The sequence below is a fragment of the Streptomyces sp. NPDC058751 genome (assembly GCF_042746485.1).
Lineage (GTDB): Bacteria > Actinomycetota > Actinomycetes > Streptomycetales > Streptomycetaceae > Streptomyces.
Map to the genome: position 1 here is coordinate 120,681 of NZ_JBHYPZ010000012.1, position 16,602 is coordinate 137,282.

Here is a 16,602-nt window from a genome sequence, read left to right on the forward strand (position 1 = left end):
GGGTACGAGGCCGAGGTCACGAACAAAAAGTCAGACTTATATGTCACGGGGTCTTGAATTCGTCGTACCTAATGCGCTTCAGTGTCGTCGACATCAGATGTCGACGACAGACGGCGAGAACGCGATGCAGCACAGTCCCACCCCCCGTGTCGTCGTGGTCATGGGCGTCGCGGGCACCGGGAAGACCACCGTCGGCCCGTTGCTCGCGGCCCGGCTCGGCGTGCCGTACGCCGAGGGCGACGACTTCCACCCGCAGGCCAACATCGCCAAGATGACGGCCGGGACGCCGCTGACGGACGACGACCGGTGGCCGTGGCTGGACGCCATCGGGCACTGGGCGCACGACCGGGCCGGGCTCGGCGGTGTGGTCAGCAGCTCGGCGCTCAAGCGCGTCTACCGGGACCGGCTGCGCGCCGCCGCGCCCGGGATCGTCTTCGTGCATCTGACCGGCGACCGCGAGCTCATCGAGGACCGGATGTCGCACCGCACGGGGCACTTCATGCCCACGGCGCTGCTGGACTCGCAGTTCGCCACGCTCCAGCCGCTGGCGGCGGACGAGGCGGGCGTCGAGGTGGACGTGTCCGGTGATCCCGCCGGGATCACCGAGCGGGCCGTGGCCGCGCTCGGCGCTCTCGAACCGCCCCGGCGGTAACGGCGTACCGCCGTACCACCACGCCCTTTCGTGACAACGCTGTCCCCCCGCAGTGGCAGCGGCTGTCCCGTCGTGCCCCGGCACACCACCCGCATCACCTGTTCACCCGCACCATCCGTGTCTTCCGTCCGGAAGGCGCCTCTCCCGCGCCCTTCCGGACGGAAGGCGCTCCCCCCGCACCCACCCTCCCCGCGTCCTTCTCTCAAGCAAGGGAACAACCGTGACCAGACTCAGTGTCGAGATGCTGGCAGCGGACACCGTCGAACCGATCACCTCGGCGGGCCACGCTCGACTGGGCATAGCCGTGCTGGCGGGCATCGCCGTCATCGTCCTGCTCATCACCAGGTTCAGGCTGCACGCCTTTCTGGCCCTGACCATCGGCTCGCTGGCCCTCGGGGCGTTCGCCGGCGCCCCGCTCGACAAGGCCATCGTCAGCTTCACCACCGGCCTCGGCACGACCGTGGCCGGCGTCGGCGTCCTGATCGCCCTCGGCGCGATCCTCGGCAAACTGCTCGCCGACTCGGGCGGCGCCGACCAGATCGTCGACACGATCCTCGCCAGGGCGGGCGGGCGCGCCATGCCGTGGGCGATGGTGCTGATCGCCTCGGTCGTCGGTCTGCCGCTGTTCTTCGAGGTCGGCATCGTGCTGCTGATCCCGGTGGTGCTGATGGTCGCCAAGCGCGGCAACTACTCGCTGATGCGCATCGGGATCCCGGCACTCGCGGGCCTGTCGGTGATGCACGGTCTGGTTCCGCCGCACCCCGGTCCGCTGGTCGCGATCGACGCGGTCCAGGCGAACCTGGGCGTCACCCTCGCCCTCGGAATCCTGGTCGCCGTCCCGACGGTGATCATCGCCGGTCCGGTGTTCTCGCGGTACGCGGCCCGCTGGGTGGACGTCCAGGCCCCCGACCGCATGGTCCCGGCGCGCGCCTCGGAGGACCTGGAGAAGCGTCCGAGCTTCGGCGCGACCCTCGCGACCGTGCTGCTGCCGGTGTTCCTGATGCTGGCCAAGGCCCTGGTGGACATCGTCGTCGACGACCCCACGGACATGACGCAGCGCGTCTTCGACGTCGTCGGAGCGCCGCTGATCGCGCTGCTCGCGGCCGTGATCGTGGGCATGTTCACGCTGGGCCGGGCGGCGGGCTTCACCAAGGAGCGCATCGCCACGACCGTCGAGACCTCCCTCGCGCCCATCGCCGGCATCCTGCTCATCGTCGGCGCGGGCGGCGGCTTCAAGCAGACGCTGATCGACTCCGGTGTGGGCCGGATGATCCTGGAGATCTCCGAGGACTGGTCGATCCCCGCGCTGCTGCTGGCCTGGCTGATCGCGGTGGCGATCCGGCTCGCGACCGGTTCGGCGACCGTCGCCACCATCTCGGCGGCCGGTCTGGTCGCGCCCCTCGCGGCCGACATGTCGACCACCCACGCGTCGCTGCTCGTCCTCGCGATCGGCGCGGGCTCGCTCTTCTTCAGCCATGTCAACGACGCCGGTTTCTGGCTGGTGAAGGAGTACTTCGGCCTGAGTGTCGGCCAGACCGTCAAGACCTGGTCCGTCATGGAGACGATCATCTCGGTGGTGGCCGGAGGACTGGTGCTGCTGCTGTCCCTCGTCATCTAGAGGGCCGGTCCGCCGGCCGTCGTCCAGAAAGCCGGTCCGCCGGGGAGAACCGCACTCGGTTCTCCCCGGCGGACCGTTCGCCGTGCCGGCGGGTGCTCACGGCCGCCACAGCGGATGTTCGCGGTCGGCCCACGGGCGGCTCACCGATCCCGTGCGCAGGCCCCGCCTGGCCTCCGGGTCGCCCAGCGCCATGCCGATGTGCCCCGCGAGGACGATCCCGACCGTGAGGGCCAGCCAGTCGTGGACGAAGGTCGCCGAGGTGCGCCACACCAGCGGGGCGAGGTGGGTGAACCACATCAGCAGACCGGTGCCGAGCATCACCAGCGTCGCCCCCGCGATCCAGGCGGCGTAGATCTTCTGTCCGGCGTTGAACTTGCCCGCCGGGCGGGACCCGGGGTCCTTGTCGCGGCGCAGTACCGCCCGCAGCCACACCCGGTCGTGCGGGCCGAAGCGGTTCAGGAAGCCCAGGTCCCGGCGGAAGGCCCGGGAGGCGAGGCCCGCGAGGACCGGGACCGGCAGCATCAGACCGGCCCACTCGTGGACCCGGACGACGAGTTCGCGGCGGCCGACGAGTTCGGCGAACTGCGGGACGTAGAGGCAGGCCGCGGTGGCCACGCACACGCCCATGAGCGCGGCGGTGACCCGGTGCACCCAGCGCTCGGCGCGGGTGAAACGCCGTACGCGGGAGGAGTGCGCGGCCACGGCCGGGGACGCGTCAGCTCGTGGGTTCATCGTCGCGTCCGTTCGACCGGCCGACCCAGGCGTCGACGTCGTATCCCCGCTTCTCCCAGTACCCGGGACGGACGTCCTCGGTGACGGTGATGCCGGAGAGCCACTTGGCGGATTTGTAGAAGTACATGGGGGCCACGTAGAGACGGGCGGGGCCGCCGTGGCTGTGGCTGACGGGCTTGTCCTGCATGCGCAGGGCCACCAGGACGTCCGCGCGGTAGGCCTGGCGCAGGGTCAGGCTCTCCGTGTACGCCCCGTCGAAGCAGGTGAACCGGACGGCCCCGGCCGAGTGGCGCACTCCGGCGGCGTCGAGGAGGTGCGAGAGGCGTACGCCCTCGAAGGGGGTGCTCGGCACCCGCCAGCCGGTGACGCACTGGACGTCGCGCACCAGACGGGTCTGGGGCAGGGCGCGCAGGTCGGCGAGGGTGTAGTCGGTGGGACGGTCGACCAGGCCGTCGACCGTGAGGCGGTAGTTCTTCTCGTTCTTGCGGGGGACGGAGGCGGTCACCGAGTAGTAGCGGAATCCGCCGCCGTTGGGCAGCAGTCCGGTCAGGCCGGTGGGGTCCTTCTGGGAGGCGCCGGCGAGGAACGCCTCCGTCGCGCGCTGGAGCGTGGGCGCGGTCAGGACGCCGAGGGCGCCGAGTCCGAGGGTGCCGAGCAGGACCCGGCGGCCGACGGGCCTGCCGTGCTCGCCGGACGCCTCGTACTCGTCGTGTTCCCCGTGCTCGTCATGTTCGTCGTGCTCGCCGGGCCGTTCAGTGTCCACCCCTTGATTCGAGCACCCGCGCCCCCCGGAAGGCCAGGGGTGGCGGGTGCTCGTCAGCGTTCCGTCATCTCTTCTCACCCACGGTCGGGGACCGTCGGCGTCCGACAGGACGGCGGGGCCTCCTCAGGAGGCGGACTCGGCCGCCTTGTCCAACTGGAACGCCTCGTTGCCGAGGCCGATCCGCGCGTGCGCCTCGGGCTTGCGGGAGCGCAGCAGCAGTCCCTGGACGAGTCCGGCGGCCAGCGCGACCGCGATGACGGCGGGCAGCAGCACGTTCAGGGCGGAGTCGGGGCCCGAACCGACGAGGACGTCGAAGTCCTTGACCGTGTAGACCGCGATGACGAGCAGGGCGAGGCCCGCGAGCGCGGAGGTGACCAGACGCCAGGACTGGGCGCGGGCCGCGCCGCGGCGCACGAAGAACACGATGACCGAGAGCGAGGCGGCGGCCATCAGGAGGGTGACGCCGAGCGCTCCGACGTTGCCGGCCCAGGTGAAGAGCCGGAGGACGGGCGCGGTCGGGTCTCCGGCCGGCTTGTCGTCGGACAGGGCGAAGCCGCCGACCACGACCAGGGAGACGACGGTGTGCAGGAGCGAGCCGGTCCCGGGGGCTCCGCTGCTCCGGGAGGTGCGGCCGAAGGCGGCGGGCAGCAGGCCCTCGCGGCCCATGGCGAAGGCGTACCGCGCGACGACGTTGTGGAAGCTGAGCAGTGCCGCGAACATGCCGGTCACGAAGAGCACGTGCAGGACGTCGGTGAACGTGGTGCCGAGGCGGGACTCGGTGAGGAAGAACAGCAGACCCGCGCTCTGCTTCTGGGCGGTGCCCACGATCGCGGAGGGTCCGGTGGCGACGGTGAGCGCCCAGGAGCTGACCGCGAAGAAGACGGCGACGAAACCGATCGCGAGGAACATCACGCGGGGCACGAGGATGTGCGGGCGGCTGGTCTCCTCGGCGTAGACCGGGGCCTGTTCGAAGCCGGTGAAGGCGGCGATGCAGAAGCACAGCGCGGTGCCGACGCCCGCCCCGGTGAGGGTGTCGGGGTCGAAGGCGTGCAGCGACAGGCCCGGCCCCGCGGGATCGCCGACGGCGGCGACGTCGAAGACGACGACGAGCGTCACCTCGATGACCAGCAGGACGCCGAGCACCCAGGCGTTGACGTCGATCTTCAGCCAGGCGAGCGTGCCCACCACGAGCACGGCGGCCAGCGCCGGTATCCACCAGGCGACCTCGATGTCGAGGTAGGTGGCGAACAGTCCGGAGACCTCGAAGCCGAAGAGGCCGTAGATGCCGACCTGGAGCGCGCTGTAGGCGACGAGGGCGACCGCGGCGGCGCCCGCTCCGGGGGTGCCGCCGAGTCCGCGCGAGATGTACGCGTAGAAGGCGCCCGCGTTGTGGACGTGCCGGCTCATCTCGGCGTACCCGATGCTGAAGAGCACGAGGACGACGCCGAGGATGACGAAGAGCAGCGGTTGCCCGACGATGCCCATCACCGCGAATGTAGTGGGCATGACACCCGCTACCACCATGAGCGGGGCGGTCGCCGCCAGGACGGACAGCAGCAGACCCGCCGTGCCCAGCCGGCCGGCGCGCAGGGCCCGGTCCTGCCCCTTGAACGTGCTGATGCCGGCGCCGTCGGCGTCCGGTCTTCCCGTGCTCGACGTACTCGCCGTGCTCGAACTGCCCGTCGTCATCGCGGGGTCGTCCTTTCGGATGTCGGGTCTTCGGGGGCGTTCACACCGTGCCGAGCACGCGGTCGCGCGCGGCACGGAAGGCTTGGTACCCGTCGCGGTCCGGGTACGACCACGGGGCCGCGGTCGGGTGCTCCGCGATCCGCAGGAAGAGGGCGGCCGCCTCGCCGTCCCGGCCCTCGCAGATCTTGGCGTGGGCGAGGAAGTTGAGGTCGACGAGGCGGCGCGGGTGGTCGCCGTGCCCCCGCTCCAGCCACCAGTCGAAGGCGGCCTTCATCACCTGGCGGGCCCGGCGCCCGGCCCAGTGCCCGGAGGCCACCGGGTCCGCGGACTCGCCGCCGGCCGCGGCGAGCGCCCGGAAGCGCTCGGCGTGCGCGACGACCGGAAGGATCGCGAGCGGCGAGTCGGCGGGCGCCTGTTCGGCCGACCAGTTGGCGAAGTCGTACACCTCGTGCAGCGGGTCCTGGCCCGCGTCGGCGCGGCGCTCGGCGAGCCGGGCGACCATCAGGTGGTGCGCGTGGTGATGGACGGCGTGCCGGTGGCGCACCTCGTCGAAGAGCCGGACCACCTCGTCCTCGGCTCCGAGCGAGCGCTCCAGCAGGAGGAGTCCGAGCCAGGGAGTGGGGTCGTCGGGGGCGAGGACCGCCGCCCGGCGGCAGGACTCGCGGGCGCCGTCCGGGCGTTCCTTGCCGTGCAGGGCGCGTTCCACGGCGGCGCAGCCGATGAGTACGGCGGCGTCGGCGGATTCCGGTTCGGCGAGCTGCCAGTCGCGGGCCCAGGCGAGCGTCGCGGGCTCCTGCGCGAGGACGGTGACGCGGTGCCCCCGGCGGTCCCAGTCGTCACCGGTGGCGGCGAGCAGCGCCCGGACCTCGGTCCACCGCCCCTGGTTCAACGCGGTACGTGCGGTCACGAGTTCGGCGTCGTCGAGAGCGGCGTCGAAGGTCCGGGACGCGCGCTTGCGGCCGCGGCCCAGAGGAGGTGGGGGTGGTGACACCGCTGCTCAACCTCACAGGCGCGGTTCGTCAAAGTGTGATCACCCACAGCAAACCCGGAGCCACGGCTTCACGTCAAGCTCGGGCCACGCCACTACACGTGTCAACTTGCTCTGTGTACACCACAGTTGCTTGAACAGCTCCGCACGGAGTCCTGAACAGGCGTGCCGCACACCCGATTCGGCCGGCCGCCATGCCGACGCGCCCCGGGCGGCCTCCGCTGTCCTGATGACAACGGCCGCCCGGGGCGGACGACGTGAAGGGCGGGCGTGCTCAGCTCACCGCCCCGGCCGCCGCCCGGCCCGCCGCGCGGCCGGAGAAGAGGCAGCCGCCGAGGAAGGTGCCCTCCAGCGCCCGGTATCCATGGACCCCGCCGCCGCCGAACCCGGCGGCCTCACCGGCGGCGTACACGCCTTCCAGCGGGTCGCCGCCCTCGGTCAGCACCCGCGAGGAGAGGTCCGTCTCCAGCCCGCCGAGGGTCTTGCGGGTGAGGATGTTGAGCCGCACCGCGATCAGCGGGCCGGCCGCGGGGTCGAGGATGCGGTGCGGGGGCGCCGTGCGGATCAGCTTGTCGCCGAGGTAGTTGCGGGCCCCGCGGATCGACATGACCTGGAGGTCCTTGGTGAAGGGGTTGGCGATCTCCCGGTCGCGGGCGACGATCTCGCGGCGCAGCGCCGCCTCGTCGATGAGCGGCTTCTCGGTGAGCGCGTTCATCCCGCGCACCAGCGCGCCGAGGTCCTTCTCGACGACGAAGTCGACGCCGTTGTCCATGAACGCCTTGACCGGTCCGGGCACGTCCGCGCGGGCCCGGCCGAGGACGCCCCGGATCGACTTGCCGGTCAGGTCGGGGTTCTGCTCGGAACCGGAGAGCGCGAACTCCTTGCCGATGATCTTCTGGTCGAGCACGAACCAGGTGTAGTCGTAGCCCGTCTTCATGATGTGTTCGAGGGTGCCGAGCGTGTCGAAGCCCGGGAAGAGCGGTACCGGCAGCCGGTTGCCGCGCGCGTCCAGCCAGAGGGAGGAGGGGCCCGGCAGGATGCGGATGCCGTGCTTGTCCCAGATGGGGTTCCAGTTCTGGATGCCCTCGGTGTAGTGCCACATGCGGTCGCGGTTGATGAGGCGGGCGCCGGCCTCCTCCGTGATCCCGAGCATGGCTCCGTCGACGTGCGCGGGGACACCGGAGATCATCCGCTCGGGCGGGGTGCCGAGGCGTTCGGGCCAGTTGGCCCGCACGAGGTCGTGGTTGCCGCCGATGCCGCCGGAGGTGACGATCACGGCCTGGGCCCTGAGCTCGAAGGCACCGGTGACCGTACGGCTGCTGGCCTGGCCGCGCTCGACGCCGGACGGCTCCAGCACCTCCCCGGTGACGGTGTCGACGGAGCCCGCGCTGCGGGACAGACCGGTGACCCGGTGCCGGAAGCGCAGCTCGACCAGTCCGCGGGCGACGCCCTCCCGCACCCGGCGCTCGAAGGGCGCGACGAGGCCGGGCCCGGTCCCCCAGGTGATGTGGAAGCGCGGCACCGAGTTGCCGTGCCCGTTGGCGTCGTAGCCGCCGCGCTCGGCCCAGCCGACCACCGGGAAGAAGCGCACGCCCTGCGCGTGCAGCCAGGACCGCTTCTCGCCGGCCGCGAAGTCGACGTACGCCTCGGCCCACTGGCGCGGCCAGTGGTCCTCGGGCCGGTCGAAGGCGGCCGTGCCCATCCAGTCCTGGAGGGCCAGCTCGTGCGTGTCCTTGATCCGCATGCGGCGCTGCTCGGGCGAGTCGACGAAGAAGAGCCCGCCGAAGGACCAGTGGGCCTGGCCGCCGATCGACTGCTCGGGCTCCTGGTCGACGAGGATCACCTTGCGGCCGGCGTCGACGAGCTCCGCGGTCGCCGCGAGGCCCGCGAGGCCCGCTCCGATGACGATCACATCTGCGTCGTAGGCCATGGGCCCGTCCTCTCGGCATTCCGACGGGCCCGATCGGACCGGCGTCACTGGGACGGCCTGATGACGTCTGTCACGATCCGATCGGCGGCGTCGCTGGTTGGTGAGACATTGGTGGTGGGCGGCCGTGCGGCCGACCAGCACTTGTTACTGATCGGTCCGAATCCTTCGGCACGAAAGGTGACCGAGTCAACCGCCTGGTTCCGGTTGTTCCGGGGGCGGGCGCGCGGACCCTGGCACTACAGTCGGCGGGATACGCAACACTGGCCCGCCCCGGCTTCTGACGCATCGAGGTACCCAGCGTGTCGGTACTGGTTCTGGTCCTCGCCCTGAGCGCGGCCTGCTGCCTCGGCTTCGGGTTCGTGCTCCAGCAGAACGCCGCCTCGCACGCCCCGCTGAGCGACTTCCTCTCCCCCCGCATCCTGCTCGACCTCATCCGGGTCCCCCGCTGGCTGGGCGGCATCGGGCTCATGGTGTGCGGCATGGCCCTCGGGGCGATCGCCCTCGGCAACGGCGAGGTCTCGCTGGTGGAGCCACTCCTCGCCACCAACCTGCTCTTCGCGCTCGCGCTCTCCCGCCACCAGACGAAACAGCCGCTGGGCCGGCAGGGCTGGGCCGGGCTGCTGCTGCTCGCGGGCGGTGTCTCGGCCTTCATCATCGCCGGGCAGCCCCAGGGCGGCGAGGCCGTCGACGACCCGCTGCGGCACTGGCTGATCATCGGGATCGTGGTCGGGCTCGCCGTGCTGCTCACCGCCTGCGCGAAACGGTCCCGGCTGAGCGCCGGACCCGTGCTGCTCGCCACCGCCGCCGGCCTGCTGTACGGGCTGCAGGACGCGCTCACCCGGGTCAGCGGCCAGCGGTTCAGCGCCGGCGGGATGGCCGAACTGCTCACCGGCTGGCAGCCCTACGCGGTGCTCGCCCTCGGGGTGACCGGGCTGGTCCTCGTCCAGAGCGCCTTCGAGACCGCACCGCTGCGGATGTCGCTGCCCGCCCTCACCGCCGCCCAGCCGCTGGCGGGCATCGCCTGCGGGGTGGGCTTCCTCGGGGACCAGCTCCGCACGGACGCGGGCGCCCTCGCCTGGCAGGCCGCGGGGCTGGCGGGCATCGTGACGGGGATCGTCCTGCTGGGCATGCACCCGGCGATGCCCTCGGGCACGGCGGAGCGGGAGCACTCCCGGGACCTCCAGCCGCACTGAGCGGCCCCCGGCACCCCCCGCACCACTCGGACGGCCGTGAGCGCCCCTGCGCGGGGCCGGGAGCTGCTTGGATGGATCCCATGAGCTCCGCTGACGAGATCCTCGACATCGTGGACGAGAACGACGAGATCATCGGGCAGTCCCCGCGCGGGGAGGCGTACGCGCGCGGGCTGCGTCACCGGTGCGTGTTCATCGAGGCGCGGGACGCCCGGGGCCGGCTCTTCGTCCACCGGCGCACCCCCACCAAGCTGGTGTTCCCCTCGTTCTACGACATGTTCGTGGGCGGGGTCGTGGGCGCCGGCGAGTCCTACGACGACGCGGCGCTGCGCGAGGCCGAGGAGGAGCTCGGCGTCTCCGGGCTCCCCCGCCCGACCCTCCTGTTCAAGTTCCTGTACGACGACGGGGCCGGCGCGAGCTGGTGGTCGGCCGTGTACGAGGTCCGCTGCGAGCTTCCGGTGAACCCGCAGGTGGAAGAGGTCGCCTGGCACGACTTCCTGACCGACGACGAGGTGGAGCGCCGACTGGAGGAGTGGACGTGGGTGCCGGACGGGCTGGCCGCCTACGAGCGGCTCACGGACTACCGGGCGATGGACTGATCCTCCGGGCGACGGCCTGATCCCTTCCGGGCGCCGGGCCGATCCCTCCGGCCCCCGGCCGGACGCCGCCGGGAAGGCACCTCCGGACGCGGTCGGAGCGGCACCGGAGGAGCCTCGTACGGGACTCCCCGGTAGGGTCCTGGACGTGATCGAACTCGTGCGCAACGTCCGGCTGTGGTTCGCGCCGCAGGAGATCCGGCACGAGGGCGGGACCCCGGACTACCGGTTCTCACTGGCCAACGAGCGGACCTTCCTGGCCTGGCTGCGCACCGCGCTCGCGCTCATCGGCGGCGGCTTCGCCGTGGACCAGTTCCTGCCGGACCTGCGCTGGGCCTGGCGGGCGGGCCTCGCCCTGGCACTGCTGGCGGCGGGCGTGCTCTGCGCGCTGCGGGCCGTCAATCACTGGGTGCGCTGCGAGCGGGCGATGCGGCGCGGCGAGGACCTGCCGGTGTCGCGCTTCCCGGCGCTGCTGAGCATCGTCGTCGCGGTCGTCGCGGTCGCGATGGTCGTCGTCGTCCTCGCCGGCTGGGCGGGATGACCACCCCCCACGGGGAGGAACGCGATCCGGGCCTCCAGCCGGAGCGCACACGGCTGGCCTGGCGCCGTACGACCCTGTCCTGCACCGTCGTCGCCGTGCTCGCCGCGAAGGCGGCCCCGCAGGAGCGGGGCTCGGCCGCCGGGATCCTGGCGTTCGCGTTCTGCTGCGTGCTCTGGCTGGCGTTCCTGGCCCTCGCCCACCACCGCATCCGGACGCTGGCGGCCGCGGGGCCCACGGGTCCGGCCGCGCTCGCGCCCCGGCACGCGACGGCGGCGGCCCTGTGCACGGTGGCGCTGGCCGTGTTCGCGGTGGTGCTGGTGTTCTAGGTCCTGTCCGTGGCGGCTCCCCGCGAGGGTGCTCCCCGGGCGAGACACCGATCACGTTCGGCTCAGCGGCTGGACGACATACCGACTGGTCGGCATCATGGTCGTGTCCCGTTTCCCGTGTGCGGAGGAGCAACAGATGAGCCCGGACCACCCGCCAGGTCTCGATCTCGACCGGCTGCGCGGCCTGCTCGACCGTGAGCGGCCCGGCCTGGTGACCGGCCCCCTGACCGGCCGGCTGATCGAGGGCGGACGGTCGAACCTCACCTACGCGGTCTCCGACGGCACCTCCCGCTGGGTCGTGCGGCGGCCCCCGCTGGGCCACGTGCTGGCCACGGCGCACGACATGAAGCGCGAGCACCGGGTGATCAGCGCGCTGCACCCGACGGCCGTGCCGGTCCCGGACCCCGTGCTGCTGTGCGAGGACGACTTCGTGCTCGGCGCCCCGTTCTACGTCATGGAGTTCGTGGAGGGCACCCCGTACCGCACCGCGGACCAGCTCGCGCCGCTCGGCCCGCAGCGCACCCGCGACGCCGTGCTCGCCCTGGTGGACACCCTGGTCGAACTGCACGCGGTGGACCCCGCCGCGGTCGGTCTCGCCGACTTCGGCCGCCCCGAGGGCTTCCTCGACCGGCAGCTGCGGCGCTGGGGCAAGCAGCTGGACGCCTCCCGCAACCGCGAGCTCACCGGCATCGACGAACTGCACGCCGCCCTGGGCCGCGAACTGCCCGCTTCCCCCGCGCCCACCGTCGTGCACGGCGACTACCGCCTCGACAACGTCCTGATCGGGCCCGACGACCGGATCAGGGCGATCCTGGACTGGGAGATGTCCACCCTCGGCGACCCGCTCACCGACCTCGGGCTGCTCGTCATGTACAGCACGCCCCTGGAGCTGCCGAACTCCCCCATCAGCACGACCGCCTCGGCCGCGGGACATCCGCCGGCGAGCGAGATCGTCGAGCGGTACGCCGCGCGCTCGGGGCGCGACGTCTCCGCGGTCTCCTGGTACACGGCCTTCGCCTGGTTCAAGCTCGCCGTGATCCTGGAGGGCATCCACTACCGCTACACCAAGGGCCAGACGGTCGGCGCGGGCTTCGACCGCATCGGCGAGCTGGTCCCCGTCTTCATCGAGCACGGCCTGACCACCCTCCAGGAAGGCTGACACGCCATGGACTTCGCATTCGACGCGCGCACCGAAGAGCTGCGCGGGAAGCTGCTCGCCTTCATGGACGAGCACGTCTATCCGGCGGAGGCCGTCGCGGAGGAGCAGCGCGCGCTGCTGGCCTCGCCGTGGGACACGCCCGCCGTGGTCGGCGAACTGAAGGCCGAGGCACGCAGGCAGGGCCTGTGGAACCTCTTCCTGCCGGACTCCGAGTACGGTGCCGGGCTGACCAACCTCCAGTACGCGCCGCTCGCCGAGATCACCGGCCGCAGCCCGCACCTGGCGCCCACCGCGCTGAACTGCGCCGCCCCGGACACCGGGAACATGGAGGTGCTAGCCCAGTTCGGTGACGAGGGCCAGCGCAAGCAGTGGCTGGAGCCGCTGCTCGCCGGGGAGATCCGCTCCGCGTTCGCGATGACGGAGCCCGAGGTCGCCTCCTCCGACGCCACCAACATCACCACGCTGATCGAGCGGGACGGCGACGACTACGTCATCACCGGCCGCAAGTGGTACATCTCCGGGGCGATGAACCCCGACTGCAAGATCTTCATCGTGATGGGCAAGACGGACCCGGACGGCGCGGACATCCGCCGCCAGCAGTCGATGATCCTGGTCCCGCGCGACGCCCCGGGTGTCGAGGTCCGGCGCGCCATGCAGGTGTACGGGTACGAGGACCACTCCCACGGCGGGCACGCGGAGGTCGTCTTCGACCGCGTCCGGGTCCCGGCGGGCAACCTGATCGGTGAGGAGGGCGGCGGTTTCGCCATCGCGCAGGCGCGGCTCGGGCCGGGCCGGATCCACCACTGCATGCGGCTGATCGGCATGGCCGAGCGGGCCATCGAGCTGATGTGCCGCCGGGCGGTGTCGCGTACGGCGTTCGGCAAGCCGCTGGCCCAGCAGGGTGTCGTGCAGAACTGGATCGCCGACGCCCGGGTCACCGTCGAGCAGCTGCGTCTGCTGGTCCTGAAGACCGCCTGGATGATGGACACGGTGGGCAACAAGGGCGCCCACACGGAGATCCAGGCCATCAAGATCGCGACTCCGCGCGCGGTCGTGGACATCCTGGACAAGGCCGTCCAGCTGCACGGGGCGGGGGGTGTCAGCCAGGACTTCCCGCTGGCCGAGCTGTGGGCCTCCGCGCGGACGCTGAAGCTCGCCGACGGTCCCGACGAGGTCCACCAGCGGTCGCTGGCCCACCGGGAGATCAAGAAGTACGTGTGACCGGGAACGTGCCGGCACGGTGATGCGGCCCCACCAGGAGGTGGGGCCGCATCACCGTGCGTGCGACGGTCCGCTACGGGCGCAGTGCGCGCAGCAGCAGGTCGGCCAGGTGGTCGGCGACCTGCTGGGGGGCCAGGGGGCCGTCGGGGCGGTACCACGTGGACAGGTGGTGGACCGAGCCGAAGTGGTAGTCGACGACCAGGTCCGCGGGAGTGGCCGTGGAGAAGACGCCCTTCTTCTGGCCCTCCTCGACCAGGGCGCGGAACCGTTCGTGGTAGCGGCGCCGCTCGGAACGCACCTGCTTGAGCTTCTCGGGCCCGAGGTGGTGCATCGACCGGAAGAAGATCGAGGCGTCGTCGAGGTTGTCGATGGTGGTGACGACCACGTCGGCCGCCGCTCGCCGCAGCCGCTCCTCGACCGGCGCGTCCGCGTCCGCGAACGCGTCCAGCCGCTCCTGCTGGAGCCGCAGCACACGGGCGTAGACCTCGTGCAGGAGGTCGTCCTTGGAGCCGAAGTAGTGGTAGAGCGCGCCCTTGGTGACGCCCGCCGCCTCGACGATCTCCTGCACCGAGGTGCGGTCGTAGCCCTGCTCGGCGAAGAGCCGGGTGGCGGCGGCGAGCAGCCGCTGCGGGACGGGCGTGCCGTCACCGTCCGTCGTCCTGGGCACTGCCGCCACCTGCCTTCCGTGCGTTCACATCGATGTCCGTCGTCCGCGTCCGTAGTCCGCGGGAGTCCTGGAGACTACTGGGAGTCCCGGGAGTCCTGGGAGTCCTGGGACCGGGAACGCAGTTCCCGACGAAGGATCTTCCCACTCGCCGTCTTCGGCAGCTCGGGCAGGATCTCCACCCGCCGCGGATACTTGTAGGCCGCCAGTCTCTCCCTGCAGTACGCGGCCAGCGCGCCGGGGTCCTCGGTGGCCCCGGGCCGCAGGCTGATGTACGCCATGACGGTCTCCCCGCGGTAGCCGTCGGGGATCCCGACGACGGCCGCCTCGCGGACCGCCGGGTGGGTGTGCAGGACGTCCTCGACCTCGCGCGGCCAGACCTTGAAACCGGACGCGTTGATCATGTCCTTCTTGCGGTCGACCACGTAGAGCCAGCCGTCCTCGTCCATGAAACCGATGTCGCCGGTGCGCAGTTCGCCGTCCGGGAAGGTCTCGGCGGTCGCTTCGGGGCGCCGCCAGTAGCCGGGCACCACCTGCGGACCGCGGACGAGGATCTCGCCCTGCTCCCCGAAGGGGACCTCCTGTCCCATGTCGTCGACGACGCGTACGACCGTCTCCGGGCCCGGCACGCCCACGGCCAGGGTGCCGGAGGCCGGGTCCACCGGTGCCTCCAGGCCCGGCGGCACGGAGGCACAGGGGGCGGTGCACTCGGTGAGCCCGTAGCCGTTGCGGATGTACGGCCCGAAGCCGGCCCGGAACCGCTCCACGAGGGCGGGCGGCAGCGGGGCTCCGCCGGAGGAGATGTTCACGAAGGAGGAGAAGTGGTCCGGTGTGACGTCCGGGTGGGCGGCCAGCGCCATGAACGCGGTCGAGGGGCCGACGGTGTAGAGCGGCCGGTGCTCGGCGAAGGCGTCGAGGACGACCCCGGCCTCGAAGCGGTAGGCGAGCACCAGGGTGCCCGCGCTGTTCAGACAGGCGGCGAGCTGGCAGACCATCCCGGTGATGTGGAACAGCGGTGCCATCGCGAAGTACACGGGTGCCTCGGGCAGGGCGAGGCCGGTCCGCTGCCGTTCGGCGTTGTACATGATGTTGCCGTGGGTGTTGGTGGCTCCCTTGGGGGTGCCGCTGGTGCCTGAGGTGTAGCTGATCAGCGCGGTGTCGGACGGGCCGAGGGAGCGGTCGCCGGGCGCCTTGTGGCCCTGCCGGGCGACGGCGAGGAGGTCGTCGGCCGTCTCGTCCGGGGGCAGGCGCTCGAAGGCCAGCACGCGTGGGTCGTCCCGGGTCTGGAGGTCCTTCTCGCAGGCCGTCAGGACGACGCGGACGGGCGAGTCGGCGGCGGTCTCGCGCAGGTACGCGTCCCAGGAGCGGTCTGAGCAGACGAGGGCGGCGACCTCGGCGTCGTGCAGGACGTGCCGGACCTCGCCGGACTTGTACATGGGGTTGACGGGCACGACCGTCGCGCCGGCCTTCCAGGCGCCGAGCAGGGCGAGCACGAAGTGCGGGGAGTTCTGGAGCACGATCGCCACGCGGTCGCCGCGTTCCACGCCCCGGGCGGCGAGGTGCCCGGCCACGGAGTCGCTCAGTTCGTCGAGCTCGCGGTAGCTCAGCCGCCCGTCGAAGTAGGCGAGGGCGGTGCGGTCGGGGGTGTGCGCGACCGTGTTCGCGAGGGCGTGCACCAGGGTGCCGGCGGGGTTCACCGGGCCGCGCTGCGCCTCGCTGAGCAGGGCCACCCAGGGTTTGCCGGCGTAGCGGGTCACTCGGTGGTCTCCCACTTCTGCTGGAGGTGGTTCATGTTCGTCATCCAGCGGTCGGGGTCGGCGGCCCGCGCCTGGTAGTAACCGGCGACCTCGGGGTGCGGCAGGATCAGGAAGCGGTCCTCCTCGATGCCCTTCATGAGCGCGTCGGCGACGGCCTCGGGTTCGATGGCGGTGGGCTGGAGCACCAGGTCGCCCGCGCTGCCGGTGGCCTCCAGCATGTCGGTGCGCACGCCCTGGGGGCAGATCGCGTGCACCTTCACCCCGCGGTGGCGGTACGTCAGGGACAGCCACTCGGCGAACGCGTAGGCGCCGTGCTTGGTGACGCTGTACGGCGCCGCGCCGATCATCGTGAGCAGCCCGGCGGCCGAGACGGTCGACACGAACCGGCCGCCGCCGCGCTCCAGCCAGTCCGGGAGCAGGGCGTGGGCGGCGCGCACATGGGCCATCACGTTGACGTCCCAGGCCAGGGCCCACACGTTTTCCCCGGCCGCCTCGGAGCCGCCGGAGGCGACTCCCGCGTTCGCGCAGTAGACGTCGACGGTGCCGTCGAGGGCGTCGCGGGCCTCGGCGACCACCAGGGAGGCGTCGCCCGCGACGGCGATGCCGCCGATCTCGTCGGCCACGGCCTTCGCCTTGGCCGCGTCGAGGTCGTTGACCACGACCCGCGCTCCCTCCGCGGCGAAGCGGCGGGCCAGCGCGGCCCCGATCCCGCCCCCCGCTCCGGTGACGACGACTCCCGCACCCTGCATGGCTTCCACCACGGGTCTCCTTCGACG

Annotated in this window: 16 protein-coding genes; 8 read left to right on the top strand and 8 right to left on the bottom strand. The window is 72.0% G+C overall.

Annotation, left to right across the window (positions count from 1 at the left end):
- Positions 1 to 124 precede the first annotated feature (124 nt).
- The gene (locus tag ACFW6B_RS14180) at positions 125 to 652 is read left to right on the top strand and encodes a gluconokinase (protein ID WP_386595677.1); all 528 of its coding nucleotides are present in this window, start codon (positions 125 to 127) and stop codon (positions 650 to 652) included.
- A gap of 220 nt (positions 653 to 872) precedes the next feature.
- Positions 873 to 2,270 (top strand): gluconate:H+ symporter, encoded by a 1,398-nt coding sequence (locus ACFW6B_RS14185; protein ID WP_386595534.1) that lies wholly within the window; start codon positions 873 to 875, stop codon positions 2,268 to 2,270.
- Positions 2,271 to 2,366: 96 nt separating this feature from the next.
- On the opposite strand, the gene ACFW6B_RS14190 is transcribed toward ACFW6B_RS14185, so the two are convergent.
- From ACFW6B_RS14190 to ACFW6B_RS14210, 5 genes are all read right to left on the bottom strand, one after another.
- Positions 2,367 to 3,002, bottom strand: a complete 636-nt coding sequence (locus ACFW6B_RS14190) for a cytochrome b/b6 domain-containing protein (protein ID WP_386595536.1) — start codon at positions 3,000 to 3,002, stop codon at positions 2,367 to 2,369.
- Positions 2,986 to 3,765 carry a molybdopterin-dependent oxidoreductase gene (locus ACFW6B_RS14195; protein ID WP_386595537.1) on the bottom strand — a complete coding sequence of 260 codons (780 nt, stop codon included), beginning with the start codon at positions 3,763 to 3,765 and terminating at the stop codon, positions 2,986 to 2,988. The genes ACFW6B_RS14190 and ACFW6B_RS14195 overlap by 17 nt, the downstream gene beginning before the upstream one ends.
- 123 nt (positions 3,766 to 3,888) lie before the next feature.
- Positions 3,889 to 5,454 (bottom strand): APC family permease, encoded by a 1,566-nt coding sequence (locus ACFW6B_RS14200; protein WP_386595539.1) that lies wholly within the window; start codon positions 5,452 to 5,454, stop codon positions 3,889 to 3,891.
- Positions 5,455 to 5,494: 40 nt separating this feature from the next.
- On the bottom strand, positions 5,495 to 6,445 hold the full coding sequence (locus ACFW6B_RS14205) for a hypothetical protein (protein ID WP_386595541.1): 951 nt from the start codon (positions 6,443 to 6,445) through the stop codon (positions 5,495 to 5,497).
- Positions 6,446 to 6,716: 271 nt separating this feature from the next.
- Positions 6,717 to 8,372: an FAD-binding dehydrogenase gene (locus ACFW6B_RS14210; protein WP_386595543.1), complete on the bottom strand. Its 1,656-nt coding sequence runs from the start codon at positions 8,370 to 8,372 to the stop codon at positions 6,717 to 6,719.
- Between the two features lie 299 nt (positions 8,373 to 8,671).
- Between ACFW6B_RS14210 and ACFW6B_RS14215 the strand changes: the two genes are divergently transcribed.
- From ACFW6B_RS14215 to ACFW6B_RS14240, 6 genes are all read left to right on the top strand, one after another.
- Positions 8,672 to 9,565: a DMT family transporter gene (locus ACFW6B_RS14215; RefSeq protein ID WP_386595545.1), complete on the top strand. Its 894-nt coding sequence runs from the start codon at positions 8,672 to 8,674 to the stop codon at positions 9,563 to 9,565.
- Positions 9,566 to 9,645: 80 nt separating this feature from the next.
- Complete coding sequence (locus tag ACFW6B_RS14220) at positions 9,646 to 10,161, top strand: NUDIX hydrolase (RefSeq protein WP_386595547.1); 516 nt, start codon at positions 9,646 to 9,648, stop codon at positions 10,159 to 10,161.
- A 145-nt stretch (positions 10,162 to 10,306) separates the two neighbouring features.
- Positions 10,307 to 10,699, top strand: a complete 393-nt coding sequence (locus ACFW6B_RS14225; protein ID WP_386595549.1) for a YidH family protein — start codon at positions 10,307 to 10,309, stop codon at positions 10,697 to 10,699.
- Positions 10,696 to 11,025, top strand: a complete 330-nt coding sequence (locus ACFW6B_RS14230; RefSeq protein ID WP_386595551.1) for a DUF202 domain-containing protein — start codon at positions 10,696 to 10,698, stop codon at positions 11,023 to 11,025. The genes ACFW6B_RS14225 and ACFW6B_RS14230 overlap by 4 nt, the downstream gene beginning before the upstream one ends.
- A gap of 136 nt (positions 11,026 to 11,161) precedes the next feature.
- Positions 11,162 to 12,184, top strand: a complete 1,023-nt coding sequence (locus ACFW6B_RS14235; RefSeq protein ID WP_386595553.1) for a phosphotransferase family protein — start codon at positions 11,162 to 11,164, stop codon at positions 12,182 to 12,184.
- A gap of 6 nt (positions 12,185 to 12,190) precedes the next feature.
- A complete protein-coding gene (locus ACFW6B_RS14240; RefSeq protein WP_386595555.1) occupies positions 12,191 to 13,405 on the top strand; it encodes an acyl-CoA dehydrogenase family protein in 1,215 nt (404 codons plus the stop codon).
- A 73-nt stretch (positions 13,406 to 13,478) separates the two neighbouring features.
- Here ACFW6B_RS14240 and ACFW6B_RS14245 read toward each other — a convergent pair whose 3' ends face one another.
- The 3 genes from ACFW6B_RS14245 to ACFW6B_RS14255 all read right to left on the bottom strand — a co-directional run bounded on the left by ACFW6B_RS14245 (position 13,479) and on the right by ACFW6B_RS14255 (position 16,587).
- Complete coding sequence (locus tag ACFW6B_RS14245; RefSeq protein WP_037628516.1) at positions 13,479 to 14,072, bottom strand: TetR/AcrR family transcriptional regulator; 594 nt, start codon at positions 14,070 to 14,072, stop codon at positions 13,479 to 13,481.
- A gap of 74 nt (positions 14,073 to 14,146) precedes the next feature.
- On the bottom strand, positions 14,147 to 15,826 hold the full coding sequence (locus tag ACFW6B_RS14250; protein WP_386595558.1) for a class I adenylate-forming enzyme family protein: 1,680 nt from the start codon (positions 15,824 to 15,826) through the stop codon (positions 14,147 to 14,149).
- Complete coding sequence (locus tag ACFW6B_RS14255) at positions 15,823 to 16,587, bottom strand: SDR family oxidoreductase (protein ID WP_386595560.1); 765 nt, start codon at positions 16,585 to 16,587, stop codon at positions 15,823 to 15,825. The genes ACFW6B_RS14250 and ACFW6B_RS14255 overlap by 4 nt, the downstream gene beginning before the upstream one ends.
- Positions 16,588 to 16,602: the final 15 nt, after the last annotated feature.